Consider the following 26653-nt stretch of genomic DNA (forward strand, 5'->3'; position numbering starts at 1 on the left):
CTTGAACGAACGATGTTCGAGGGGCGATGTTGCGTTACAGGCTGTTTCACGAAAGACGCATCGATTTGACCTCATGGCCATTTGATGTTGGGCTCGACGCCACCGATTTTTGGAAAAGCCTCAACCCAAAATCGGTTATCGTTTTTAGGTTTGAGGCTCTAGCAATGGGCGCGAAAGACGCTCTTGGTTCCTTTCTCGAATTGTCGTTTGCTGCATAAGGCAAAGATTCGAGATGGGCTCCGATGATTTTTTGTGACCATCGGGGTTGGACTTCGACAAGGATTCACCATGACGCAGCAGATCGCTCAAGACCAGGGCTCATTGGATGTATCTGTCCCATGTCCGGCGCCCGTGCCGCCGCATGTCCAACATGAAGGCTTCGGCGGTCTGGTGCTTGGCTCGATCGGCGTCGTTTACGGCGATATCGGCACGAGCCCGCTCTATGCGTTGCGGGAATCGCTCAAACATGTCGAGGAAGCTGGCATCTCCGACATGAGCGTGATCGGCACGATTTCCCTGCTGCTCTGGGCGCTCTTCTTCACCGTTACGGCCAAATATGTTCTGTTCCTGATGCAGGCCGATAACAAGGGTGAGGGCGGCATTCTTTCGCTGATGGCGCTCGCGCAAAAAGCCCTGGGCCACAGAGCCATATCAGTGTTCTTTCTTGGGGTTGCCGGCGCGGCTCTGTTTTCCGGCGATGCGATCATCACCCCCGCCATTTCCGTTCTGTCGGCCCTCGAAGGGTTGGAGACCGTCGCGCCGCATCTCGAACCCTATATTCTGCCGGTGACGGTCGTCATTCTGGTCTCGGTTTTCTGGGTTCAGAGCCATGGAACCGCGCGGGTCGCCGCCTTTTTTGGCCCGATCATGGCGGTTTTTTTCCTTGTCATCGGTGGTCTTGGCCTCATGCATATTGCCGATGCGCCGCGTGTTCTGCAGGCCTTCGATCCGACGCACGGCCTGCATTTCCTCTTCAGCCATGGCATGATGGGCTTCATGGTCTTGGGCTCGGTTTTCCTGGCCGTGACGGGTGCCGAGGCGCTTTATGCTGATATGGGCCATTTCGGTCGCAAGCCGATTCAATATGCCTGGATCTTCTTCATTTTGCCCGCGCTCAGCCTCAACTATCTTGGCCAGGGCGCGCTCCTGCTTTCGCATCCGGCCGCGGTCGAAAATCCCTTCTTCCTGCTGGCGCCCCCCTGGGCTTTGTTGCCCCTCGTCATTCTTGCGACCCTGGCGACCGTCATTGCCAGCCAGGCGGTGATCACAGGCGCCTTTTCTCTGGTGCGCCAGGCGATTCAGCTTGGGCTTCTGCCGCGCATGTTGATCCTGCATACGTCCGAGACGCAGGAAGGGCAGATTTTCATCCCGCGCCTCAATCGCCTTCTGCTGATCGGCGTTCTCGTTCTTGTTTTCGTGTTCAAGAATTCCAGTGCCTTGGCCTCGGCTTATGGCATTGCCGTCACCTGCACCATGGTGGTGACGACGGCACTCGCCTTTGTGGTGGTCTGGAAATTGTGGAAATGGCCACTCTGGGGCGCTATTGCGTTCGTCTCGGCTTTTCTCGTCATCGATGTCGCCTTTCTGGCCGCTAACCTCCTCAAGATCGTCGATGGCGGCTGGGTGCCGCTGCTTCTCGGCTGCATGGTGATGGTGGTGATGTGGACCTGGGTGCGCGGCACGAAATTGCTGAACGCCAAATCACGCCGCGATTCGATTTCCCTGCAGGATTTGATTCACATGCTGGAGAAATCCAAGCCGACGCGGGTTAAGGGCACGGCGATCTTTCTCACCAGCACGCCGGAGACCGCGCCTTCGGCATTCATGCATAATCTGAAACATAACAAGGTCATGCATGAACGCGTGCTGATCATGTCGGTGCAAACCGAGGACATGCCCCGCGTCGCGCCCGCGAACCGCTATGAGATCGAACAATTGTCGGAGGATTTCACGCGGGTCATCCTGCATTACGGCTATATGGAAAGTCCGAGGATCCCGGCAGCGCTCGCGATTCTGCGCAAGTCGGGCTTGAAGTTCGACATTATGACGACGTCCTTCTTCCTCGGCCGCCGATCGATCAAGCCCGCACCCAATTCCAGCATGCCCATCTGGCAGGACAAATTGTTCATCGCTCTATCGAAACAGGCCGCCAATGCGACGGACTTCTTCTCGATCCCCTCGGACCGTGTGGTGGAGCTCGGCGCGCAGGTGACGATTTAATCCAGCGCGATTTTTCGCTTATCCACGCCTGAAACAGGGCTGAGCCGTGCATCGGGCCATGGGCTTTGCTAAAGTGCACCCATGCCGAAACCCGTCGTCGCCACGCCGCAAAAGCAGGATCTTTCCGCTCAGCCGGCCGCCAAAACCTCGCCGATGATGGCGCAATATGGAGAGATCAAGGCTGCTCATCCCGATGTGCTTCTGTTCTACCGGATGGGCGATTTTTATGAACTCTTCTTTGAGGATGCCGAACAGGCGGCGGCCGCTCTCAATATCGTCCTGACAAAGCGGGGTCGTCATCTCGGCGAAGATATTCCCATGTGCGGCGTGCCGGTTGAGCGCGCCGATGATTATCTCGCCCGCCTGATCGCCAAGGGGTTCAAGGTTGCGGTCTGCGAACAGGTCGAGGACCCGGCCGAAGCGCGCAAGCGCGGCGGCAAATCCGTTGTCAAACGGGCCGTCGTTCGGCTGGTGACGCCCGGCACCTTGACTGAGGAAGCCCTTCTCAATCCGCGCCGCTCGAATTGCCTCGTCGCGGTCGTGCCCAGTGTCTTGCCGGGAGGCAGCCATAAATCGGGCCTCGATGACGGTTTGTTCGGCCTCGCGGCGGTTGATATTTCGACCGGTACTTTCCAGGTCATGGAAGTCGTGAGGCCTTTTCTTGGCGCCGAACTGGCGCGGATCGAGCCCGCCGAAATCATCGCGCCCGATGCCCTCTGCCAGTCGTCTTTGTTCGCACAGGCGGGAGCAGGGGCGGTTGTGACGCCGCTAGGGTCTCGCCTTGATGATGAGGCTTCGGCTGAGCGCCGGATCACCAATTTCTATGGTCTCGCCACGCTTGACGGCCTCGCCGCCTTTACACGGGCGGAAAAGCTCGCCGCCGCCGCCGCGCTCTTCTATGTCGAGCGAACGCAGTGCGGCGTCAGGCCGGCCCTCGCGACGCCGGGACGGCTCGCCCGGGCTGCCCATATGGAGATTGATGCGGCGACCAGGGCCAATCTCGAACTCACCCAGACTTTGGCGGGCCGCCGCGAAGGATCGCTGGCTGATGTGATCGACAAGACAGTAACGGCAGCCGGTGGCCGTTTACTGAGTGAAAGGCTCGTTGCCCCCCTGACCGATCCGCAAGCGATCGGGGCACGGCTTGCCACGCTCGATTTTTTGATCGAGGAGACACGCCTTGCTGACGATCTGCAATCGATTCTCAAGACAGCGCCTGATCTTGCGCGCGCGCTGAGCCGGATCGGCCTCGGGCGCGGCGGGCCGCGCGATCTTGCAAGCTTGCGCGATGGTTTTTCCGCGGCCCAGCGGATTGGTGAAAAGTTGGACGCGGTCGAGGTTTTGCCGCGCGAACTGACTGAGGCCGCTAAAGCCTGCCTCGCGATCGATCCCGCTTTGGTGAAGGACCTGCGCGCGGTTCTGGCCGACAACGTGCCGCTGCATCGCCGCGACGGCAATTTCATCCGGCCGGGATATGATGATGAACTCGATCAGCAACGCGCCTTGCGCGATGAAAGCCGGCAGGTCATAGCCGCGCTGCAAGCACGCTATTGCGAACTGGCCGAGACCCGGCAGTTAAAGGTCAAACACAACAATTTTCTAGGCTTTTTTCTCGAATTGCCGCAGGCGCAGGGCGAGAAGCTTCTGCATCCGCCCTTCGACAAGATTTTCAATCATCGTCAGACCATGGCCGATGCCATGCGTTTCTCGACCGCCGAACTTGCTGAACTCGAGGCGAAAATTTCCGGTGCGGCCGAGGCGGCGCTGGCCCGCGAAAACGACATTTTCGATCGTCTCGCGGCCAATATTCTGGAACAGGGCGAAACCATTCGCGAAGGTGCGGCGGGGCTTGCCCGCATCGATGTTGCATTGGCGCTGGCCCTGCTGGCAAGGCGCAATAGCTGGACACGGCCACGCATCGATTCCTCGCTCGCCTTTGAGGTCGAAGCTGGCCGTCACCCGGTGGTGGAAATGGCGCTCAAGGCGCAAGGCAAGCCCTTCATTGCCAATCGTTGCGGACTGACGGCGCTCCCGGACCAGCAAATGGCGGGGGAGGCTGGGCGTATCGCTGTCGTGACCGGCCCGAATATGGGCGGTAAGTCGACCTATCTACGTCAGAACGCGCTGATCGCCATTCTCGCGCAAATGGGCTCCTATGTGCCGGCGGCAAAGGCTCATATCGGCATTGTCGACCGGCTTTTCTCGCGTGTTGGCGCGGCGGATGATCTCGCGCGCGGGCGTTCCACCTTCATGGTCGAAATGGTCGAGACGGCAGCCATTCTCAATCAAGCCAGTCCGCATTCCTTCGTCATTCTGGACGAGATCGGCCGCGGTACGGCGACCTTCGACGGATTGGCGATCGCTGTCGCCGTTGTCGAACATTTGCACGAGGTCAATCGCGCGCGGACCCTCTTTGCAACGCATTTCGGCGAGGTGACCGCGCTCGCAAAGCGCCTGCCGCGCCTGCTCAACCTTACGGTGCGGGTCGTGGAGGGGAAAAGCGATCTCGTCTTCCTGCATGAAATCGTCGAGGGAACGGCGGACCATTCGCATGGCATCCAGGTCGCGAAACTTGCTGGCCTGCCGAAGCCGGTGATTGCCCGCGCGAAACATCTGCTGACCGAACTGGAAAAAGGCGAAAGACGCGCCCAGGCTGAGCGGCTGGTCGCCGATCTGCCGCTTTTCGCGGGGATTGATGCTCCCGATACAGCGAACGAAGAGCTGCCCCCGGCGCGCGCATTGATCGAGGCTCTCGACGCGCTGGACCCCGACCAGCTCAGCCCGCGTGAGGCGATGGAAGCACTTTATCGTCTGAAAACTCTGCGGGCGCAGGAGGCATGAGGCGTCCACGAACACTGATTAGTCAGGTCACGTTCAATCAACGGGACAAAGGCTCATGTTGGGCTCATGTTGCGTTGCAGCGGGAGGCAAGATATTCTGAAATCATTCGTTTTGGACCCGGTGTAATTCCGGGTGGCTCTTCCGGCCGCCAATCCGCCGGATAACGCACATAACACGACAACACTAGAGGCCTTCCATAGGCCTGTGTTTTGTATGTTTATTGCGGACCTTTAGCATGAATAAGAACTATCTCTCCCGCTATCGCTCCGAGTGGTTCAGCGGAATGACCGGCGTTCGTCGCGATGTGCTGGCTGGAATGGTCGGCACATTCGCGCTTATTCCGGAAGTTATCGCCTTTTCCTTTGTGGCCGGAGTGGCCCCGGAAGTCGGGCTTTTCGCCTCTTTCGTGATTGGTGTTGTGATCGCTTTCACCGGTGGTCGGCCAGCTATGATCTCGGGCGCTGCGGGGTCGGTCGCCCTTGTCGCGGCGGCGCTCGTCCATGACCATGGTCTGCAATATCTTCTCGCCGCTACGCTGCTTGTCGGTGTGTTCCAAATTGTCTTCGGGTTGTTGCGGCTGGACGTCTTGATGCGCTTTGTCTCACGTTCAGTCCGCACGGGTTTTGTTAACGCATTAGCAATTCTGATTTTTTCAGCTCAGGTTCCGCAGATGCTGGGTGTAACCTGGCATACCTATGCGATGATTGCCATTGGATTGGGCATTATCTACCTCGTACCACGACTGACCACGGTGATTCCGTCGCCGCTGATTTGCATTTTAGTGCTGACTGCCATCAGCATGATGGTGCCCATGCCCCTTCATACAGTCGCCGACCTTGGCCGACTGCCGGACTCGTTGCCGTCGCTTGTCATCCCGCATGTTCCCCTTAATCTTGGTACGCTCGCCATTGTGGCACCTTACGCGCTTGCCATGGCCATCGTTGGCTTGCTTGAATCCATGATGACGGCCAGCGTCGTGGACGACCTGACCGAGACAACAAGTTCGAAGGCGCAGGAATGCACTGGACTTGGCATTGCTAACGTGGCTGCGGGACTGTTTGGGGGGATCGCCGGTTGCGGCATGATCGGCCAGACAGTCGGGAATATTCGCTATGGCGGACGGGGCAGGCTTTCAACTCTGGTGGCCGGACTCTTCCTGCTTGTTCTCATGGTGCTGCTGCGCCCTTGGGTTGCGCGTGTGCCTGTGGCAGCGCTTGTTGCCATCATGATTATGGTTTCTATCAGCACCTTCTCGTGGTCATCGCTGCGTGATCTGTTGCACCATCCCAAGGTTTCCAGCTTTGTCATGTTAGCAACGGTTGTCGTCACCGTCGCGACGCGTGATCTTGCCGCCGGCGTCGCCGTGGGAGTGCTGTTAAGTGGTGTCTTCTTCGCTTTTAAAGTCATGCAGCTGATGGACGTACAATGCGATTACAACGCCGAGGCAGATACACGTGTCTATCGCGTTTCCGGTCAAATCTTTTTCGCCAGCGCGGATATGTTTGCTGATTGCTTTGACTTGCGTGACACAGCCCGCCGAGTCAGCATTGATCTCAGCGATGCTCATCTGTGGGATATAACAGCCGTGGGTGCCCTTGAGGGCGTGGTGACCAAGATGCGCCACCATGGCATCCACGTGGAATTGATTGGATTGAATGCCGCCAGCGCCAACTTGCTGGACCGCCATGCTTCGCTGATCCAGGACGAAACGTGAAACAATTTCTGATTAATCAAAAATCCTGATCGTTTGTCCGCTTGCAATGGATGAAGGAACAGGCTGAATGGGCCGGTATCAAAATTCCAAGGGAGGAGATGAATCGATGTATGACATGGCCAATCTGAAAAAGCTCGAATTGCTGGCCAAGGACGCGCCTGCCGCCATGGAGGCTTTCAAGGCTTTCGACAAGGCGGCGATGGCGGACGGCGCTATACCTGTCAAATATAAGGAATTGATCGCATTGGCCGTCGCGCTGACGACGCAATGCCCTTATTGCCTGGAAGTGCATAAGAGGGGAGCTGAAAGAGCCGGTGCCACGCAGCAAGAAATCGCGGAGACGGTGTTTGTCGCCATGGCCCTGCGGGCGGGTGGGGCGCTGACCCATGGCACTCATATCGTGCACGAATAGATTATCGCGCCTGAAGCAGCCTGACGAGTAGCTTGGACGTATAGTCCACCATGGGCACGATGCGGGCGTAATTCAACCGTGTCGGCCCAATGACGCCGATAACGCCGACGATGCGTTGCTGCCCATCATGAAAGGGGGCGGCGATGGTCGAGGAGCCAGAGAGCGAAAATAATTTGTTCTCGGAGCCGATGAAGATCCGCACACCTTCTCCGCCCTCGGCGCGGCTCAAGAGATCGATGACATCTTTTTTCGTTTCAAGATCGGCAAAGAGGAGGCGGATGCGTTCGAGATCTTCAAGCGCCGTCAAATCCTCCAAAAGATTGGCATGGCCGCGCACGATCAACTGCGGTTCGTGTCCCGAACATTCGGCCCAGCTCGCAAGGCCGGCATCGACGAGTTTTGTTGTCAACTCGCCGAGCTCTGTTTCGGCCGCGCGTCGCGAGGCTTCGATCTCGACACCGACTTCATGCAACGTCCGGCCGCGAATCCTCTCGTTGAGATAATTGCTTGCCTCGATCAGTGCGGAGGGTGGCAGATTGGCCGGAATCTGAACAATGCGATTTTCGACCGAGCCTTCCTCCGCGACGAGGACGGCAAGGGCGCGCTCAGGCTCTAGGCGCACGAATTCGATATGTTTCAGCCGGGCATTTTCCTTACTCGTCACCACGAGCCCGGCGCCCCGTGTCAGGCCCGACAGCATCATCATGGCATCGCCAAGTAGGTCTTCGAGCGTCCGTTCGGGAGAAGTGATCCTGACTTGTGATTCGATATGGGCGCGCTCAGCCTCGCCGATATCGCCAATTTCGAGCAGTGCATCGACAAAGAAGCGCAGGCCTAGCTCCGTCGGCAGGCGGCCGGCGCTGGTATGGGGCGCATAGATCAGGCCCAGCATTTCCAGATCCTGCATCACATTGCGCACGGAAGCTGGCGAGAGCGGAACAGGAAGCAATTTGGAAAGATGGCGCGACCCGACCGGCTCGCCCGTGGTGAGATAGGATTCGACGATATGACGAAAAATCTCTCGCGACCGCTCGTTCAGCATGCCGAGGGCGGTGGTGTTTGAAGCGAGAGGAAAGCGAGGTGGATCGAAGGAAATGGCCATCGCCTTCAAAATGGCAATAGATGGCGGGTGACGCAAGCCGATAAGAAAAACTCGCGGAAAAGCCTTAAACGGCCATGAGCGCCTCGCCTACGGCTTTTTCGATTTCGCCCGGTTGAAAGGGTTTTTGCAGAGTCTTGCAACGGGAATAAGGGCCGGTAAGTCCCTGCGCGCCATAGCCTGACAAGAAAATGAAAGGAATTGCCTTGGTCTGCAATTGCTCGGCGACGGGAAAACTCAACCGTCCGTTGAGGTTGATGTCGAGCAAGGCAAAATCTACTTTCTGATCTTCGAGATAGGTCAGGGCCGCCTCGACGGAACTCATCACATCCACTGTCTTGCAGCCGATATCGATGAGTACATCTTCAAGCAACATGCCAATTATAGCTTCATCCTCGACAACGAGAACATGGAGATCTTGCAAATTTTTCACGGCTACCAGCCATCGTGGAGCAACAAAGGTTGCTGGCAAAACGCTCGATGCGCCGCCTAGTTCCGTTTGCGTTGAAATGGATGAAACCCGAGAACAATAAATTTAGGAAAGCACGCGTAGAGAGTATATGCTTATTTCTACAACCAGATAGGGCTGAGAGCGAAATCAAGCGAATAAGGAACGGTGTGTTCAGCTTGCGCTGGACGCATGACGGGTTTCGGCCAAGCGATCACATTATCGAGAGCGGCATGGCCGACGTTGACCCAATGACTGAAACGGACATGATCATGGCTGTCATCGGTGTTTTGGGACGATTGACCTCGCCTTTCATAGCGAGGTCAAAAACCCAAGATGATATCGCCACCGAACATGAATGCGTCCTGCGAAGTTCCCGTGTTGAAAGCCGCGGTTCCGTTCAGAGAGCGATCATAGCGAATCTCTGGCCGGAATTGGAGGGTTTTGACGGGCAGGTTGTAATGCGCCCAGTCGATCTTCGGTTTGTAGGCGACGTTGAGCGAAATCTCGCCGTAGGTTGTCGGCGCGGGTGCTCCGACGAAAGTATAGGGAAGTCCACGAATACTGTTTGTGTAGTCGAACACATTCATGAAATTGCCGACGAGGACACCAGTGTTGTCGCGCATGACTTCGGCGCGTGCATTGAGGCTGAGTTCGTCGGTAAAGGTATATGTCAAATAGCCGGCCAAGCCATAGGCCGTATTGTAAGGGAGAGCACCATCATAAAAGACGTTCGCCTCCGCGGCTAAGGTCAGTTTGTCATCATATTTATAGGTTGCGACCACATCGTTCCAGGATCGCATCAGAGAATTGGCATTGGGAAAAACAAGCAGCGATTGTTCAGGGCCGAGACGGCTCAACGCAACGAGTGTGAGTTTGCCGTCCAGAAGCTTGTTGAGGCCGAATCCAAAATAGCCCGCCGGCAAACTATTATTATCATTCCTGCCGAAGGAGGTTTGCGCTCCTGTGTCAATTCCCGCGTAAAGATCCAGAGTGTCATTGACGTGCCAAGTGGCAAGGCCGCCAATATGTTGGAAGGGGACAAGAAAGTCCGAAATATAGCTAAAGGTGTAAAATGGTCTGACGGCTGGGTCGAAGACCTCATAGCCCATCGCGCCGGGAGTCAGGCCCATCTTGACATCGATGCCGCCATCCGTGAGCCAGGGCAGATGCATCAGCACGGTCAGATTGATTGGCACCAACTGGTTGCGATTATTGATCATATCATCGTTGAGACCGAGAATATGATTATAGCGGGCGTCCGTGCCATAGATCGCTTGCAGCACGAAGCCGAAATCATATCCTTTGGCATTCGGATCGAGCGGTCGCTGAATGCCGAACATGATCTGGCTGAGCATGGGGGCATTGGCATAATCGGTATAGAGCATCCCGAAATTCCGGCCGTTGCTCGGATTGCCCGGGTTGGCGGCAATGCCTGCTTCAATCTGAAACCCGGCGGTGATCGTATCGCTCCAAGCCGCCGGCAGTGCCGGTGCGACCACGGCGGCGTTTTCCCGACTTTCCCTTTCGAGGTCGGCGGCTGACGCGAAGCCCGCGGCGACTAATGCCGCCGCGACGATCCCGCTTTTCATGATTGTATGATGGCTTTTATCAGAGATTTTTCCCGCGCGTTCAGCGCGGCCGGTCGCCATGAAACAGAATAGGCGGCTGAGGGAATAACAACCGGAAGACATATCTACGACGTTCATCGCTACCTCCTGTCAGCATATCCGTCTGAATCGGGAGTGAAGGAATCGGATCGGAAATTTCCCCTTTGAGAAAAATCCGAAGCGAACGAAAGGTCTATGTCGGGAGTCTGGTGTTCTTGCCGCGCCAATAGGGCGAAGGCTTATTGGCTTATAATTAGCCAATTATCACGTAAAAATGAAACCCGTTATCGTAATCAATTGCCGAAAATATGTGTCACGGCGCCAGTGACGGCATTCTATTTGAAATTTAGGGGAAGAAATCAGGAATAAAGAGGCCATTTCACCGCTCTATCGGTGAAATGGCCTCGGAAAGTGCTTTGATGCTGTAAAGGGGTGTTCAGGCAGGCTTAGAAAGCCAAGGCCTTGACTTTTTTGACGCCGGGCAGAGCCTTGACCTCATTCTGGACCGATTCGGGCACCGCGCCGTCGACTTCGACCAGGGCAATGGCCGAGCCACCTTCACGGTCACGACCGAGCGCGAATGTCGCGATATTGACGCTGGCATTGCCAAGCAGGCTGGCGAAACGGCCGATGAAGCCGGGCTTGTCTTCATTCGACACATAGATCATGACCGGCGCGACGGCGGCGTCGATCTTGATATCGTTGATGGCAATGATGCGAGGCTTGCCATCGTGGAAGACAGTGCCGGCGATGGAATGCGAGCTTTTGTCGGTCTCGACTGTGAGCGTGATCAGGGATTCGTAATCCGCGTCGGCGGCGGCACGACTCACTTCGTCGATGACGATACCGCGTTCCTTGGCGACGGCCGGGGCCGAGACGACGTTTACATCGGCGAGCAGCGGCCGCAGAATGCCGGCAATGGCAGAGGCTGTTAGGGCCTTGATCTTCAATTGTCCGACTTCGCCTTCATAGGTGATCGTCACCTTCTTGATGGCGCTGTCGATGACCTGGCCGGCGAAGGAGCCGAGCTTTTCAGCCAGCGCGATGAAGGGCTTCAGTTTGGGAGCTTCTTCCGCCGTAATGGAAGGAAAGTTGACGGCATTGGAGATCGCGCCACGCGTCAGATAATCCGACATTTGCTCGGCGACCTGCAGGGCGACATTTTCCTGCGCTTCAGAGGTCGAGGCGCCAAGATGCGGCGTGCAGACCACATTGGGATGACCGAACAGCGGATTTTCCTTGGCCGGTTCGGTGATGAAGACGTCGAAGGCCGCGCCGGCGACATGGCCCGAATCGAGCAGTTTGCGCAGGGCTTCTTCATCGACGAGACCGCCACGCGCGCAATTGATGACGCGAACGCCCTTCTTGGTCTTGGCGAGATTTTCCGCGGAAAGAATATTCTTGGTCTGAGGCGTCAGCGGTGTGTGCAAAGTGATGAAATCGGCGCGGGCCAGGAGATCATCCAATTCGACTTTTTCGACGCCGAGATCGAGCGCGCGTTCGGGGGTCAGGAAGGGGTCGAAGGCGATGACGCGCATTTTGAGGCCGACGCCACGTTCGGCGACGATCGAGCCGATATTGCCGCAGCCGATGATGCCGAGCACCTTGGCGGTGATTTCGACACCCATGAATTTGTTCTTTTCCCATTTGCCGGCCTGAGTCGAGGCATCGGCGGAGGGGATCTGGCGAGCGAGCGCGAACATCAGGGCGATGGCATGTTCCGCCGTCGTGATGGAATTGCCGAAAGGCGTATTCATCACGATAACGCCCTTGGCGGTGGCGGCCGGAATATCGACATTATCGACGCCGATGCCAGCGCGCCCGACGACCTTCAGATTGGTCGCCTTTTCAAGAATCTTGTCGGTGACCTTGGTCGCCGAGCGAATGGCCAAGCCGTCGAACTGGCCGATGATTTCCGCAAGCTTGTCTTTATCTTTGCCGAGATCCGGTTGGAAATCGACCTCGATGCCGCGCTCCTTGAAGATGGCGACGGCGGCTTCCGACAAAGCATCGGAAATGAGGACACGAGGAGCCATGGAGTTTCTCCAAAACGGGCCGGAAGATTTCTCGCGCTGTCGAGGAGAAAGGCTCTTCCGATGAAAGGGTGAGGGCAGGTTTAAAGGGCGACCGATGGGGCTGAATAAGCTTTGCGGCGTCGTGGATCTTTCGACGCCGAGCCGATCGTGCCCGTTTCAATCAATCTTTGAACGGCCGGCTGGATCGGGCCGCCGGCCGTTTGAGCGATCAGGCCGCCTTCGGGAGATCGCTCTTGGCCTTGGCATAGGCGTAATCCAGCCAGGCGGTCAAAGCGATGATATCGCTGGTTTCGACCGTCGCGCCGCACCAGATGCGAAGGCCGGGCGGTGCATCACGATAAGCGCCAATATCATAGGCCACTTTTTCCTTTTCGAGGAGGCTCGCCAGGGTCTTGGCGAAAGCGGCCTGGGCCTCGTCGGAAAGAGCGGTGATCGCCGGATCAGAGACCTTGAGACAGACGCTTGTATTGGAGCGGATAGCCGGATCGGCGGCGAGGAAATCGATCCAGGGGGTTTTCTCGACCCAATCGGCGATCGCTTTGGTATTGGCGTCGGCGCGGGCGATCAGGCCCTCGAGGCCGCCGACCGTTTTGCCCCAGTTGAGCGCATCGATATAATCCTCGACGCAGAGCATGGATGGCGTGTTGATGGTCTCACCGACGAAAATGCCTTCCGTCAGCTTGCCACCGCTGGTCAGGCGGAAGACCTTGGGCAGCGGCCAAGCCGGCGTGTAAGTGGTGAGCCGTTCGACCGCGCGGGGCGAGAGAATGAGCATGCCATGCGCGGCTTCGCCGCCGAGCACTTTCTGCCAGGAGAAGGTCACGACATCGAGCTTCGGCCAATCGAGCTTTTGCGCGAAGGCGGCGGAGGTCGCGTCGCAGATCGTAAGGCCCTGGCGGTCGGCGGCGATCCAATCGCCGTTCGGCACTTTCACACCGGAGGTCGTGCCATTCCAGGTGAAGACGACGTCATTGTTGAAATCCACCGTCGCAAGATCGACGATCTCGCCGTAACCCGCCTTGAGGCTGCGGACATTCGGCAGTTTCAATTGCTTGACGATATCAGTGACCCAGCCCTGGCCAAACGATTCCCAAGCAAGAACATCGACACCGCGCGCGCCGAGGAGGGTCCAGAGCGCCATTTCGACCGCGCCCGTATCCGAACCGGGAACAATGCCGATACGATAATCTTCAGGAACCTGGAGAATTTCGCGCGTCAGGTCGATCGCAAGCTTCAGCTTGGTCTTGCCGATCTTGGCGCGATGCGAGCGGCCAAGAGCCGCGTCTTGAAGGGCGGAGAGAGTCCAGCCAGGGCGCTTGGCGCAGGGGCCGGAGGAAAAGCAGGCATTGGCCGGGCGAGCGGCGGGAAGCGTATCGGTCATGTAACCATCCTTTCAGATGGGCGCCTCTCGTTGGGGAGAGGTGTCCCGGCGCTGTCGATACGCGCGAAGCTCTGCGCGGTCAAGGGCCAGGTGTTTTCATTTCATGTTCGCCGGATCATCCCTTCGGATGATCCTTTTTGAATGGTTTCGGCGTGACTTTTTTGACCGGGTCGCCGGATTGAAGATCAAGCGCGACTGATCGATTTTGGAGATCGATTTTTTAATAAGGGTGAATTGGATTTGGAACGGCGCTTCGGCGATGATCGAAGCAAGCACTTATCAAGTGAGCAAATCCCCATGTCCCAGTTTCCTGGTCCATCAAAAAGCGCGCCTGCGCCTTTGTCGTCCACGGCCCTTGTCCTGCGCTTTGGTGTAATCGGCGCCATTGTCTGCGCCGGCGCGGCCGCCTTTGCTTATGCGGGCGGCTGGTTCTCCCCCGCGCGGCTGACGCCCAGCCGGTTAATCGAAACATTCCAGGAGGTCAACGGCTTCTATCCGGGATTTCGGCGCAATCACGCGAAGGGCATCTGCTTTTCAGGCCATTTCGAGAGCAATGGCCAGGGCGCTGACCTCTCGAAAGCCAGCTTGTTCGCTCCAGGCCGCGTCACCCCAGTCACCGGCCGTTTCGCCTTGGCGGGTGGCCAGCCCTACGCAGCCGATGCCGAGACGACAGTGCGCAGCATGGCGGTCCGCTTCCGGCTCGACAATGGCGAAGAATGGCGAACCGGCATGAATGATATTCCTGTCTTCGCAGTAAACACGCCTGAGGCCTTTCGAGATCAGCTCCTGGCGGGGCGAAAGGATCCTGCGACCGGCAAGCCGGATCCCGCCGCAATGGCGGCTTTTCTCGCAGCGCATCCTGAGACAGCGCGGGCCGCGGCCCTGATCAAGGCCCGCAGCATTTCCTCGGGCTTCGACGATGATACTTACAACGGCCTCAATACGTTCCTGTTTGTCAATTCGGCCGGTGTCGCGACGCCCGTGCGTTGGTCGATGGTGCCCATCGCCCCCTTCATTAGCGAGGAACCGGAAAAAACCGTGAAGATCGACAAGGATTTCCTGTTCGTTGATCTGATCAATGAAGCTGGGGACCATCCTCTGCAATGGCGTCTCGTCGTTATGGTCGGAAAGCCGGGTGATCCCACGATGGACGCGACGCTTCCCTGGCCGAGCGAGCGTGAGCACCGGGAACTTGGCAGTCTTACAATAGAAAGCCTTCAGGATGAAGCCGATGGGCGCTGCCGCGACGTCAATTTCGACCCGCTCATCCTGCCGCAGGGCATTGAGGCCTCGGACGATCCGCTGCTGAGCGCGCGATCGGCCGTTTATTCACAATCCTTTACCCGCCGCGAGGGCGAGCCCAAAACACCGAGCGCCGTGATGATGCCGAATGGGACGAAAGGGGACAAATCATGAAAGCCGCGACTCATTTCCATGGCCTGTCCCGTGCCTTGCACTGGATCATGGCTGTTTTGATCCTCGCTATGCTGTTCATCGGCGTCAGCATGGTCTCCCGGCTAGCGGATTACCATTGGCTGGTGTCGCTTCATAAGCCCATCGGCATAGCGATTCTTGTTCTGGCCGCGATCCGCTGGGGAAACCGGTTCGTGCATCCCGCGCCGCCGCTGCCCAAGAGCATACCAGCTTGGCAGCAGCGCGCCGCTTTAGCTTCCCATCTGATGCTTTATAGCCTCATGTTCGCAATGCCTCTGATCGGCTGGGCGATGCTTTCCGCCGGCGATTATCCAATCACCCTCTTTGGCCCCTTGCATCTTCCCGCCATCCTGCCGCCGCGACCGGCGCTTTATGCTCTTCTGCGGCAAACCCATACGATACTTGCATATCTCCTGTTCTCCGTCATTCTCGCGCATGTTGCGGCGGCCTTGTTCCATGCTTTGATCCGCCGGGACGGCGTGTTCTCGAGCATGGTTTCAGGCAAAAGAGTGCAAGCCATTGAAGCCATGGAGCTTTCTAGAGATCCATAGGCGCGGGCGGTGGCCTCAAGCCAGATCTTCCGGATCATGACGGTCATGATCGGGAAGACCCAAGATAAGTCCTCCCGGTGTCGAGCACTCGGAGGGGGCCTGCATAAAATTGGACTACCCAATTTTTGAATTTGATGCGCTATAAAGCCCGCGCTTTGATTCTCCTGCCCGGGTTCTTCATGTCCACAGACCAAAAATCCATCAAGAAAGTCGTGCTGGCCTATTCTGGGGGCCTCGATACGTCGATCATCCTCAAATGGCTGCAAACCACTTATGGCTGCGAGGTCGTGACCTTTACCGCCGATCTCGGCCAGGGCGAGGAATTGGGGCCGGCCCGCGACAAGGCGCTCCTGCTTGGCATCAAGCCGGAAAATATTTTCATCGAGGATCTGCGCGAGGAATTCGTGCGCGATTACGTCTTTCCGATGTTTCGCGCCAATACCCAATATGAAGGGCTCTATCTGCTCGGGACCTCAATCGCACGGCCCTTGATCGCCAAGAAGCAGATCGAGATCGCGCGGGCGACCGGCGCCGACGCCGTGGCGCATGGCGCGACCGGTAAGGGCAATGATCAGGTGCGCTTTGAGCTGTCCTATTATGCGCTCGAACCCGACATCAAGGTGATCGCCCCCTGGCGTGAATGGGATTTGACTTCCCGCACCGCGCTCCTCGAATTCGCCGAGAAGAATCAGATCCCGATTGCCAAGGACAAGCGCGGCGAGGCGCCGTTCTCGGTCGATGCCAATCTCCTGCATGCTTCTTCCGAGGGCAAGGTTCTAGAAGATCCGGCGCAGGATGTGCCCGATTATGTCTATTCCCGAACCCTGAGCCCAGAAGACGCGCCGAACCAGCCGACCTTCATCGAAGTTGATTTCGTCAAGGGCGATGCGGTGGCGATCGACGGCGAGGCACTGTCACCGGCAAGCCTGCTCACGCGGCTCAATAAGCTCGGCCATGATAATGGCATCGGCCGCCTCGACCTCGTCGAGAACAGATTCGTTGGCATGAAATCGCGCGGCATGTATGAGACGCCCGGCGGCACCATTCTCTATTTCGCGCATCGCGGCATTGAGCAGATCACTCTCGATCGCGGCGCCGCCCATCTCAAGGATGAGCTCATGCCGAAATATGCCGAGCTCATCTATAATGGGTTCTGGTTCTCGCCAGAGAGGGAAATGCTGCAGGCTTTGATCGACAAGAGCCAGGAATTCGTGACGGGCCGGGTTCGCCTGAAACTCTATAAGGGCGGCGTCTATGTGGTTGGCCGCTCCAGCCCCCATTCGCTCTATGATCAGGATCTCGTTACCTTCGAGGAAGGGGCTGTCGCTTATGATCACCACGACGCGGCGGGTTTCATCAAGCTTAATGCGTTGCGGCTTCGTACCCTGGCGAAACGGGCACGTAAGCTGGCCTGATGCGAAGTTTTTCGAATCGAAGTGATTCGAAAAGGATATGGAATCAGGGACCGGGAGGGCGATGACTGGCCCTTCCCTCAGCGGACGGAAGCCATTTGCGACCGTGGTTTGTCAATTTCGACCAGAATTTGGGGTGATTAAAGTGGAAAGCGCCTCAAATTCCCTTGCCTGAGCGCACTCTGCTTGACGTGGTCCGATGGTTAGGGTTCGTTCTGCGGGGACAGGGGATGCCGCGATGACCGCCCGATACAGATAGGGGCGGGTTCGGTGTAAGTTCCACGTGGTGACACCCCCCGCGTGGATTCAATGCAAAAGACTCATGGAGGCAGACGGGATGACGACATCCAGCAAGAAATCGCCGGGCGCGGAGAGCAAGGCTGCCCCGGCAAAGGCCAAGGCGAGCACCAAGACAGGTGAAAAGGCCGCAAAGCCGGCCGGCAATAGCGCTTTCAGCAAGCCCTTGCAGCCCTCGAAGGAACTGGCTGAAATCGTGGGCGAGGCCCCTTTGCCGCGCACGGAAGTCGTGAGCAAGGTGTGGGAGTATATCAAGAAGCACAAGCTTCAGAACGAGGCGAACAAGCGCGAAATTCTCGCCGACGACAAGCTCAAGCCGATCTTCGGCAAGGATAAGGCCACGATGTTCGAGATGAACAAATTCCTGGCCCAGCATCTCAAATAAGGCACGAATCCGCAGGTCGCCGACTGCGTTCGGGCATGGTGTGGCACTCTCCCAAGAGCGCCGCTCCCGCACTTTAGGGTTTCGACAGGGATATCCTTGCCATGGCCCAGCTTCTGCTTGGAAATGAGCGAAGGCATGAGGACTAGCAAGGCCCGTGACCGATTTGCGCGGCCTTGCGTAAAGTATGAGGGATTTAGTCGTGAAATACCGTCAGCTCGGCGACAGCGATCTTCAGATTTCGACGATCTCCCTCGGGTCCTGGCTTACAACTGCCGGAGGCATTGAAAAGGCTCAGGCTATTGCCTGTGTCCATAAGGCTTTGGATGTCGGTATCAATTTTATCGATACCGCGAATGTGTACGGGCGAGGCACTGCGGAAAGTGTTCTCGGCGAGGCCCTGAACGGGATCAGCCGCTCCTCTTATATTCTGGCGACCAAGGTTTTTGGCGCGATGAGCGACACAGACAAAGGTCTCTCGCGCGAACAGATCGTCAAGCAGCTCGATGCCTCGCTGCGCCGCTTGAAAACCGATTATGTCGATCTTTATCAATGCCATCGCTACGACGCGGATACACCGCTTGAGGAAACGATGGAGGCCCTGACAGAGGAAGTCAAAAAGGGCAAGGTCCGCTATATCGGCTTCAGCGAATGGCCGCAGGACAAGATCGTGGAAGCATGCGAAATGCTCGATATGGCGCCATTCGTATCGAGCCAGCCGCAATATTCCCTGCTCTGGCCCTATCCGCAGGCGGAGCTTTTCGATCTTTGCGCCGATTACGGCATTACCCAGATCGTCTGGTCGCCGTTGGCGCAAGGCATTTTGACCGGAAAATATAAGCCGAACCAAAATCCCCCTGGCTCCTCGCGTGTGGGGAACGAATCCATGGGGTCCATGGTGCCGAAACGCTGGCTTGAGGCGCCGGTGCTTGAAGCCGTGCAAAAACTTCAGCCGCTTGCCGACGAGGCGGGGCTCACTCTGGCTCAATTCTCTCTTGCCTGGGTGCTGCGCAAGGCCAATGTCTCCTCGGCGATCATCGGCGCCAGCCGCCCCGAGCAGGTTGTCGAAAATGCGGCTGCCGCGGATGCTCAGGTCACGCAGGAACTCTTTTTCCGGGCCGAGGAAATTCTGGAGCCGGTCCGGCAGTAACCGAGCCTGAATCGGTGTCTTGCGTTCCTTCAGAGAGTGCTCATCCCGCCGTCGATGATCCATTCACTGCCCACGGCAAAGGCGCCAGCATCTGAGGCGAGGAAGACGACGGCCTCGGCTATCTCAGCCGGTTCCCCGCGCCGCCCGAGAGGGATCTGCGAGACCAGACCTTCAATATCGGCCTCGTTCATGCCGATCTTGCCGTGGAGGGGAGTGGCGATCGGCCCAGGGCTGACCGCATTGACACGGATGCCGCGCTTGATCAATTCGCCTGAGAATGTCCGTGCGAGCGAGATAAGGCCAGCCTTGCTGGCCGCATAGACGCTGGAATAGGGCATACCGATCCGAGCATTGATCGAAGTATTGAGGATAATCGAAGCGGGATTCGCAAGGATCGGCAGAAGGGCCTGTACGAGAAAATATGGGCCTTTCAAATTGACCGCCATTGAACGATCGAATCCCGCTTCGTCGAACTGTTCCAAAGGGCGGAAATCGCCAATGCCCGCATTGATGAACAAAACGTCAAGCGTTCCGAATGCCTCGCCCACCCTGTGCGCGACCTCTCGTTGATCGGCAATGTCGCCTGAATCGGCCCTTATGGTTAGGACATCGGCGCCGAGGGCCTTGCGGGTTTCTTCCAGCCGCGTTGCATCCGTGCCGGTGATCGCGATTTGGGCGCCTTCGGCGATGAAGCGCCGCGCCGTCTCGAGGCCGATTCCGCTGGTTCCGCCTGTTATCAACGCCCGTTTTCCCATGAGTCTTTTCATTTTCATCCTCATTCATCAGTCGCAGAGCCTTGTCTCATCGCTCTGTCTCGTCGCTCTGATGCCAATGAGAATAGTCATGGTGATCACGTTCGTGCTAGGCGGCTACTAGATGATCTAGTTTTCGGTTTAAGCGAACAATGAAGCTCGATGGCATCATGACATTTGTGGCGGTAGCGGAGGCAGGCTCGATTAGCGAGGCGGCCCGGCGTCTCAGCCTTTCCAAATCGGTGGTGAGTGAGCGTTTGTCCGACCTGGAACGGAGCCTTGGCACAGTGCTCTTCCACCGCACGACACGAAAACTTTCTCTTACCGAAGATGGCGCGGCATTTTTCGAACGCGCCGCGCGGATCACGCGCGACGTCGAAGAGGCTGCCGCTGATTTAGCGGAGCGCCGGGGCACTTTATCCGGCCCTCTTCGCCTCTCGGCGCCGGTGACGTTTGGGCGCATGCATCTGGGGCCGGCGCTCTATCCATTCCTGGCGCAGCACCCAAGAATCGCGATGACCTTGGAGCTCGACGACCGGCGTGTGGATGCCTCAGCGGAGGGCTATGACGCCGTGGTACGGCACGGAAGGCTCGAGGATAGCCGCCTTATGGCCTGGTGCCTCGCATCCAGTCGGCGCCACCTGGTCGCGTCACCGAGCTACCTCATACGTCACGGCACGCCAAAATCTTTGGCCGAGTTGGAACAGCATCGCGGCATTTTCTACACGAATAGAGGTGCGGCTGATTGGCGTTTCATGGGGCCGGAACATGCGACGATCGTTCGAGGGACGATCGGCCTCCGTGTCAATAATGGTGACATGATGCGTGACGCAGCCGTGGCCGGTCTTGGTATTGCGTTGCTCCCAAGCTTCATTGTTGGCGCGGAGGTCAGGACTGCGGCGCTGACTGTCATCGACGTGGGGGCTGAGGTCGAGCCAGAGTTCGTGTATATAGCCCATCCAGAGGGGCGGCGGCCGTCGGCTAAGCTCCGCGCGCTGGCTGATTGTCTACGCAAGACTTTCGGCGATCCGCCTTATTGGGACCGAATGTAGATCATGCCGTCATGCGCTGGTTTCGATCGGCAAGCCGGCGGCTTTCCACTCCGGATAGCCGTCTTCGAGCCGGCGCACGAGATAGCCACGGGCTCTTAGCGCCGCGACCGCTTCGAAGGACAGGATGCAGTAAGGGCCACGGCAATAGGCGATCACTTCCCGATCTTGAGGAAGCTCGCTCAGGCGATGCTCCAACTCCGCAAGCGGAATGCCGAGCGCACCGGGAAGATGGCCTGCCGCGAACTCATCCTCCGGACGCACATCGAGAAGCGTGACGAGGCCGTCCTGCAGCCTCGAAAGTAGATCCGCGCGCGACACAGGCTCCAGCGCATCAAGCGCCAGGAAGTAATCCGCTTTGACGCGATCGATCTCGGCGACGTTGCGCTCGCCCACGCGGCCGAGCGCATTGATCAGCGCTACGATTTCGGCTTCGCCGGCGAGGCGGTAAAGGATGTGCTTGCCACGGCGCTCCGTTTCGACAAGGCGCGCACGCCGCAGAATCTGCAGATGGCGGGATGTGTTGGCGAAGGTGAGGCCCGTGCGTGACGAAAGCTCCTCGACGCTGCGCTCGCCTTGCGCAAGGTGCTCCAGCAGTTCCAGCCGGTGCGCGTGGCCAAGCGCCTGCGCCACCTCAGCGAGGCTTTCGTAGATCGCCTGTTTCGGGCCGGTGCTTGACACACTATTTCCTTTTATATCATTCAGCATATTAATTGAATGTATTTTCCCCAGCGAGGAGCACAAGCCCTTGATCCTCCGCCAGTTCCTTCACACCGATCCGGTCGGCATCTCTTATCTCTTCGGCTGCGGCGGCAAGGCGAGCGCGGCCGTCGTCGATCCTGTCGGTCCCATTCAGCTTTACCTGCACGCCGCCGAAGAGGCCAGGGCCGATATTCCGTCGGCGCCACTGGAGGCCATTCAGATCAGAGCGGCAAATTCCGATCTCGCGGCAGCTGCGGCCTGACCCATGAGAGATGGAGCATTGGGACCTGGCTTTTGATCTTGTGCAAGATGTCGAGCCGACAAGCGGAGTAAACAGTAAGGCTCGAAGGACCAAGATGAATTCTGTCAACGATGGAGCGAGCCCATGCAAAGACATGTAATGCAGTTCGCCGCTACAGGATTTGGCGCTCTGAGCCTCATGCCCACCGCCGTCTGGGCTCAGACGGCATCGGAAGCAGAACGATACGCCGGGAGTCACCCTATGATGTGGTGTGGTGGAGGCCGTTACGTCATGATTTTCGGTCCGCTGCTGATGATTCTCTTCCTCGCGGTGTTTATCGCCGCTGTGGTTCTACTCGTCCGCTGGTTAGGCGGGCCGTGGCAGCGACCCGTGCCACCACATCCTACGCTGCCAAGTCGCACACCACTCGACATTCTCAAGGAGCGTTTTGCGCGCGGCGAGATCGACAAGGACGAATATGAGGAGCGACGGCGTGTGCTTGGTGAATAAGGGATTCTGCCCGATGAGCCTGTCGTTCAGATGAAGTGAGGAAGGAACATCGAAGCAGATCCTGCTGATCTTGTAATCAAATAGCGAATTCAAAGATAATAACTGTCAAGATTATAATAATAAATACCAGGAAAATGCCATAATTTCAGTGTAAAATCGCTGTCTGTAAGTTACAATGCATCTCAAAATCATGTCTTAACCGCAAGCGTTACTATTTCTTCTTCTATCATTGTGAATAGATAGACCGATAACGATGCCGTCTAAATCGTAATCTGGGAGACTAATCATGAAGTTGAAGGAATCTTTCGCACGTGTTTCTTGCATAACCTTATCGGCTGCTGGCATAGCGCTCATGTCGCCGGTGGCAGCGCAGGCTACCGATAATAATTCCAGGCCCTTTCTTCCCCGCCTCATCATATCATCGACGATCCCGGGGAATGGCGATCTGAACCCTTATGGCATTGCTTTTGTGCCTGCAGGATTTCCACAAAACGGAACCATTGCATCAGGCGATATTTTGGTCTCGAACTTTAATAACAGCAGCAATTTGCAGGGAACAGGCACCACAATCATCAAGCTGACCCCGGACGGCTCTGTCGCACCATCGGTACCGGCGGGTGAGAGCGGTAATGCGACGACTATCTTTTCAAGTAAACTCAATGGTTTGACAACTGCACTCGGGGTCCTCAGTGGCGGGTTTATCTTTGTTGGCAATGTGCCGACGCAAGATGGCACGATCGGCACGATCTCTAATGGCGCGCTCCAGGTTCTGGATCGTCAAGGTAACTTGCTCACCACGCTGACCGATGCTGTCTTTCTCGATAGCCCGTGGGATCTGACCATTAGTGACCACGGCACAAGCGCGCAGGTCTTCGTCTCGAATGTCTTGAGCGGCACAGTCTCGCGGCTCGACCTGACGGTTGGTTCTTCAAACATTACCGTCATGCGCAAGACGCAGATCGCTCAAGGGTACACCCATGTCCCCAATGCGGCCGCTCTTGTGTTGGGGCCAACGGGGCTTGCTTATGACGAAAGCACTGATGTTCTTTACGTTGCCTCGACAGCCGATAACGCGATCTTCTCGATACCACATGCTGGCACGGCCTCGGGTGTGATCGATAAGGGCACTCTGGTGTTTTCCGATACGCATCTGCGCGGACCTTTGGCGCTGGCCTTTGCGCCAAACGGGAATCTGCTCACCTCCAATGGAGACGCGGTCAACCCTGACCCAACCCATCCAAGCGAAATCGTGGAATTCACCAAGGGCGGTGAATTTGTGAGACAATATAATGTCGACGCGGGTCAAGGCGCGGCCTTTGGCATTACCACCGCCCTTCCTGGCGGAGGACCCGGCTTCAACTTTGCCGCCGTCAATGATGCGACAAATGCCTTTGCAGTCTATGGTTTAGCGCCGTTCTTGGACAAATTTGCTTCTGACGGGAAGTGAACGGTATCCAGCCTCGGTCCATGGGGACTCGGAGCGGCCATTGAGCCTCTGCGTTTTCCTGGAAATGGGTAAATTCGAGAGCTGTACCAGCGGTCACTTGGTATGGCCGCTGGTTAATCGTTGCCCTTTGCAACGTTTCAACGCGAAAACGTTTTGGATTTCAGCCGGGGCGGCGTGAGGCTGTCAGCGAAATCCGTCAAAGCCTCTTCCAGGGCATGCAAATTTTCGCGTCGAAATATTGGTCGGCTATGGCTGAGGCCAATTACTCAGCCGGCACGACAATGTCGTCGGGCAGGGGGCGCGGGCGGCGGTGTTCATCGATCGCCACGAAAGTGAAGATCGCTTCGGTCACTTTCGTTGTTTCATGACTGTCGCGGCTGCGCCGCCAAGCTTCGACCTCGATCTGCATCGAAGTACGCCCGCGCTTGATCAATCTGCCGAACAGGCTGACTTCGTCGCCGACGAAGACAGGGCTGTGGAACACCATGGCCTCGGCCTTGATGGTCGCTGCACGGCCGCGTGAAACGAGGCTGGCGACGCTGCCAGCCGCCAAGTCCATCTGCGACATGAGCCAGCCGCCAAAAATATCTCCCGCCGGATTGGTGTCGGCAGGCATGGCGATAGTCCGAATTACGGGGGCTCCATTTGGCATGGAGGCTTCTTTAGCGAGCATAGGAGTCTTCCTGACTGGAGAGGGCGGCTACTCCAGGGGAACCGAAATGGTCCCTCACTTTTGTTATGGTGCGACCTTTTAGCAGGTTCGAGCTTGGCCGGAAACGGGAGGGCAGAGAAATTGGTAGCTTCCCCCGGATGAGGCTCACTTTTATTTGAGGTGTCTCCCCGGCAAGGCGATCACGCGATGCTGGCGGTACTTTCCAGCGCTTCGGCACTATGCACCGGGAGCGAACAGGCTCCACCCGAACAGACAAAGGCGGCGGCATCGCCAGCCATGGCCGCCTGGGCCTTGGCGGGATGATTGTCCGGCAGGGCTTCAGGCTTGTCGAGATCCATCACGACGCGCTCGATGAAGGGCAGTTTCAATGCGGCGAGGTAGAGGTCGCGCCGCTTGGGCCCGGCGGTGACGATATCCTTGATCCGCAACCGCAGGTCGAGGGCATTGAGAATGCCGGCATGACCGACGAAACTTGTCCGCACGGAAGGCGCCACCGCTTTGAACAAGGCGTCGGCCTTGGCAAGCCAGCGATCATCGCCGGTAAGGCCCGCAAGGCGGATGAGAGCAGTCAGAAACACCGGATGGGCATTCGGAATAGCATCATCTGAGGTTGGCGACAGGCGCAGAATGACGTCGTTCGCGTCCTTGGCGGCCATGCACAACAGGCCACTTTCTGGATCCTGGTGATAGGTTTCGAGCTGTTCAGCGAAAGTGATCGCGTCGGCGAGATAATCGCGGATCAGAATATCGGAAACGGCTGGATGATTGCGGACCTCGTGCAAGGCGATCGCGGCCCGTGTCATGGCAGCGTAATCGAGGGCCATGGCGGGGGTGACGAGGACACCGGCGCGCCAGCTATGGGCGAGCCTTTTGATGCCTTGGTCATCGATGAAATGCATCGTCGAAATGATGAAATCATAGGCCTTGGCAGCTATCGTGATCCATTCCGGTGCGTCAAATGTCGTCGCGGCATTGACGAGAGAGGCGATCATCAGGCCGTTCCAATCGGCCATGATCTTGTCGTCGAGCCCCGGATGCACGCGCTTCTCACGTACGGCGAAAAGCTTTTGCCGCATCGGCGCGAGCCTTTCCTCTTCCTCGTCGCTCGGGCGATGCGATTCAAGCCGGTTGAGGATGGTGACCATCGCCCCGTGTTTTTCCTCGGCCCAATTGCCGATCCGTCCGGCATTGTAGAATTTGCCGAAATAGATCGCGTCTTCGACACCCAATGTCTGGACAAGCTCTTCCCAGACCCAGACATAGAATTTGCCCTCGACGCCTTCACTGTCGGCGTCGAGGGCGGAACAGAAGGCGCCCTCCGGCGAGGTCATCTCGCGATGCAGCCAGCCAACCGTCTCGCGCGCGCGGGTGAGGAAAAGCTCGTCGTTGAATTCTCGGAAACACAGAGCCAGCAATTCGAGGATCTGCGCATTGTCGTAGAGCATTTTCTCGAAATGCGGGACGAGCCACCGTTCATCTGTCGAATAACGGGCATAGCCGCCGCCGAGATGATCATAGATGCCGCCCTCGGACATGCGGTCGAGCGTATGGCGCACGAGATCGCGATAGGGGACCTTGCTGATCCGGGCGCCGGCGCGCCAGAGAAATTCGAAAATCGGCGTATTGGGGAATTTCGGCGAACCGCGCAGGCCACCATCGACTTGATCAATGAAATTGACCATTTGTGGGGCGAGATTGTTCATTTGCTCGAGGCTGAGCGCAGCGCCTTCCTCGCCAGCGGGGCGCTTGCCCAGGCCTTCGCGCACGACCTCGGTGTTTTTGGTGATGCGCTCGGGCTGTTTATCGAAGGCTTCCGCGACCGTCTTCAAGACGGTGACGAAGGCCGGCCGGCCGAAGGACTCGACCTTTGGAAAATAGGTGCCACCCCAGAAAGGCTCGCCCTTTGGCGTCAGGAACATGGTGAGCGGCCAGCCGCCGCGCTCGCCAAAGGCTTGCAACGCGCTCATATAGATATGATCGATATCGGGCCGTTCCTCGCGATCGACCTTGATATTCACGAAAAGCTCGTTCATGACCGCCGCTGTCTCGGGGTCCTCGAAACTCTCATGCGCCATGACGTGGCACCAATGGCAGGCGGCATAGCCGACCGAGAGAAGAATGGGCTTGTTCAGAGCCTGCGCTTCTTCCAGGGCAGCCTTGGTCCACATGCGCCAATGGACGGGATTATGCGCATGCTGGAGCAGATAGGGGCTAGCGGCTTGGCTGAGTTCGTTGGCTGACATGGATCCATCTTCTCTTCAGAGCGCGTTCTCGGAATTCTACTCCAATCTC

Annotated in this window: 22 protein-coding genes and 1 other annotated feature; of the genes, 13 read left to right on the forward strand and 9 right to left on the reverse strand. The window is 57.6% G+C overall.

Features of this window, described 5'->3' with window-relative positions:
- Positions 1 to 288 precede the first annotated feature (288 nt).
- The 4 genes from BIND_RS06400 to BIND_RS06415 all read left to right on the forward strand — a co-directional run bounded on the left by BIND_RS06400 (position 289) and on the right by BIND_RS06415 (position 7187).
- Positions 289 to 2220, forward strand: coding sequence for a potassium transporter Kup (locus BIND_RS06400; RefSeq protein ID WP_012384260.1), 1932 nt, complete (start codon positions 289 to 291; stop codon positions 2218 to 2220).
- A gap of 81 nt (positions 2221 to 2301) precedes the next feature.
- Complete coding sequence (gene mutS / locus BIND_RS06405; RefSeq protein WP_012384261.1) at positions 2302 to 5061, forward strand: DNA mismatch repair protein MutS; 2760 nt, start codon at positions 2302 to 2304, stop codon at positions 5059 to 5061.
- 110 nt (positions 5062 to 5171) lie between these two features.
- Positions 5172 to 5227, forward strand: a sequence feature (sul1 is cis-regulatory element that is thought to sense ions involved in sulfur or methionine metabolism; They are found in Alphaproteobacteria).
- A 69-nt stretch (positions 5228 to 5296) separates the two neighbouring features.
- Entirely contained in the window at positions 5297 to 6775 is a 1479-nt protein-coding gene (locus tag BIND_RS06410) for a SulP family inorganic anion transporter (RefSeq protein WP_012384262.1), read from the forward strand.
- A gap of 106 nt (positions 6776 to 6881) precedes the next feature.
- Positions 6882 to 7187, forward strand: a complete 306-nt coding sequence (locus tag BIND_RS06415) for a carboxymuconolactone decarboxylase family protein (protein WP_012384263.1) — start codon at positions 6882 to 6884, stop codon at positions 7185 to 7187.
- 1 nt (position 7188) lies between these two features.
- On the opposite strand, the gene hrcA is transcribed toward BIND_RS06415, so the two are convergent.
- The 5 genes from hrcA to BIND_RS06440 all read right to left on the reverse strand — a co-directional run bounded on the left by hrcA (position 7189) and on the right by BIND_RS06440 (position 13761).
- Entirely contained in the window at positions 7189 to 8289 is a 1101-nt protein-coding gene (hrcA, locus tag BIND_RS06420) for a heat-inducible transcriptional repressor HrcA (protein ID WP_012384264.1), read from the reverse strand.
- 64 nt (positions 8290 to 8353) lie between these two features.
- A complete protein-coding gene (locus tag BIND_RS06425) occupies positions 8354 to 8719 on the reverse strand; it encodes a response regulator (protein ID WP_041777967.1) in 366 nt (121 codons plus the stop codon).
- A 338-nt stretch (positions 8720 to 9057) separates the two neighbouring features.
- The gene (locus BIND_RS06430; RefSeq protein ID WP_012384266.1) at positions 9058 to 10443 is read right to left on the reverse strand and encodes an outer membrane beta-barrel protein; all 1386 of its coding nucleotides are present in this window, start codon (positions 10441 to 10443) and stop codon (positions 9058 to 9060) included.
- Positions 10444 to 10790: 347 nt separating this feature from the next.
- Complete coding sequence (serA, locus tag BIND_RS06435; RefSeq protein ID WP_012384267.1) at positions 10791 to 12380, reverse strand: phosphoglycerate dehydrogenase; 1590 nt, start codon at positions 12378 to 12380, stop codon at positions 10791 to 10793.
- Positions 12381 to 12588: 208 nt separating this feature from the next.
- Positions 12589 to 13761: a phosphoserine transaminase gene (locus BIND_RS06440; RefSeq protein WP_012384268.1), complete on the reverse strand. Its 1173-nt coding sequence runs from the start codon at positions 13759 to 13761 to the stop codon at positions 12589 to 12591.
- A gap of 297 nt (positions 13762 to 14058) precedes the next feature.
- Here BIND_RS06440 and BIND_RS06450 point away from each other — a divergent pair, with 297 nt between their 5' ends.
- The 5 genes from BIND_RS06450 to BIND_RS06470 all read left to right on the forward strand — a co-directional run bounded on the left by BIND_RS06450 (position 14059) and on the right by BIND_RS06470 (position 18987).
- A complete protein-coding gene (locus tag BIND_RS06450; RefSeq protein ID WP_012384269.1) occupies positions 14059 to 15177 on the forward strand; it encodes a catalase family peroxidase in 1119 nt (372 codons plus the stop codon).
- The gene (locus tag BIND_RS06455; protein ID WP_012384270.1) at positions 15174 to 15746 is read left to right on the forward strand and encodes a cytochrome b; all 573 of its coding nucleotides are present in this window, start codon (positions 15174 to 15176) and stop codon (positions 15744 to 15746) included. Before BIND_RS06450 ends, BIND_RS06455 begins: the two co-directional genes overlap by 4 nt.
- 179 nt (positions 15747 to 15925) lie before the next feature.
- The gene (locus BIND_RS06460; protein WP_041778536.1) at positions 15926 to 17161 is read left to right on the forward strand and encodes an argininosuccinate synthase; all 1236 of its coding nucleotides are present in this window, start codon (positions 15926 to 15928) and stop codon (positions 17159 to 17161) included.
- A 334-nt stretch (positions 17162 to 17495) separates the two neighbouring features.
- Positions 17496 to 17840 (forward strand): SWIB/MDM2 domain-containing protein, encoded by a 345-nt coding sequence (locus tag BIND_RS06465; protein ID WP_012384272.1) that lies wholly within the window; start codon positions 17496 to 17498, stop codon positions 17838 to 17840.
- A gap of 199 nt (positions 17841 to 18039) precedes the next feature.
- Complete coding sequence (locus BIND_RS06470; RefSeq protein WP_012384273.1) at positions 18040 to 18987, forward strand: aldo/keto reductase family protein; 948 nt, start codon at positions 18040 to 18042, stop codon at positions 18985 to 18987.
- A gap of 29 nt (positions 18988 to 19016) precedes the next feature.
- On the opposite strand, the gene BIND_RS06475 is transcribed toward BIND_RS06470, so the two are convergent.
- Positions 19017 to 19754 (reverse strand): SDR family oxidoreductase, encoded by a 738-nt coding sequence (locus BIND_RS06475; RefSeq protein WP_012384274.1) that lies wholly within the window; start codon positions 19752 to 19754, stop codon positions 19017 to 19019.
- A 137-nt stretch (positions 19755 to 19891) separates the two neighbouring features.
- Here BIND_RS06475 and BIND_RS06480 point away from each other — a divergent pair, with 137 nt between their 5' ends.
- Positions 19892 to 20791 carry a LysR family transcriptional regulator gene (locus tag BIND_RS06480; protein ID WP_012384275.1) on the forward strand — a complete coding sequence of 300 codons (900 nt, stop codon included), beginning with the start codon at positions 19892 to 19894 and terminating at the stop codon, positions 20789 to 20791.
- A gap of 9 nt (positions 20792 to 20800) precedes the next feature.
- On the opposite strand, the gene BIND_RS06485 is transcribed toward BIND_RS06480, so the two are convergent.
- Positions 20801 to 21469 (reverse strand): ArsR/SmtB family transcription factor, encoded by a 669-nt coding sequence (locus BIND_RS06485; protein WP_041778537.1) that lies wholly within the window; start codon positions 21467 to 21469, stop codon positions 20801 to 20803.
- Positions 21470 to 21536: 67 nt separating this feature from the next.
- On the opposite strand from BIND_RS06485, the gene BIND_RS21895 reads away from it, so the two are divergent.
- The 3 genes from BIND_RS21895 (at position 21537) to BIND_RS06500 (ending at position 23688) form a co-directional block, all read left to right on the forward strand.
- Entirely contained in the window at positions 21537 to 21752 is a 216-nt protein-coding gene (locus BIND_RS21895) for an MBL fold metallo-hydrolase (protein WP_012384277.1), read from the forward strand.
- 123 nt (positions 21753 to 21875) lie between these two features.
- Complete coding sequence (locus BIND_RS06495; protein WP_012384278.1) at positions 21876 to 22241, forward strand: SHOCT domain-containing protein; 366 nt, start codon at positions 21876 to 21878, stop codon at positions 22239 to 22241.
- Between the two features lie 352 nt (positions 22242 to 22593).
- Positions 22594 to 23688, forward strand: coding sequence for an NHL repeat-containing protein (locus tag BIND_RS06500; protein ID WP_148210574.1), 1095 nt, complete (start codon positions 22594 to 22596; stop codon positions 23686 to 23688).
- 262 nt (positions 23689 to 23950) lie between these two features.
- On the opposite strand, the gene BIND_RS06505 is transcribed toward BIND_RS06500, so the two are convergent.
- Together BIND_RS06505 and BIND_RS06510 are read right to left on the reverse strand one after the other, a co-directional pair.
- On the reverse strand, positions 23951 to 24361 hold the full coding sequence (locus BIND_RS06505; protein WP_012384280.1) for an acyl-CoA thioesterase: 411 nt from the start codon (positions 24359 to 24361) through the stop codon (positions 23951 to 23953).
- Positions 24362 to 24540: 179 nt separating this feature from the next.
- A complete protein-coding gene (locus tag BIND_RS06510) occupies positions 24541 to 26604 on the reverse strand; it encodes a thioredoxin domain-containing protein (protein ID WP_012384281.1) in 2064 nt (687 codons plus the stop codon).
- Positions 26605 to 26653 lie beyond the last annotated feature (49 nt).

Origin of the sequence: Beijerinckia indica subsp. indica ATCC 9039, assembly GCF_000019845.1 — a bacterium.
GTDB lineage: Bacteria > Pseudomonadota > Alphaproteobacteria > Rhizobiales > Beijerinckiaceae > Beijerinckia > Beijerinckia indica.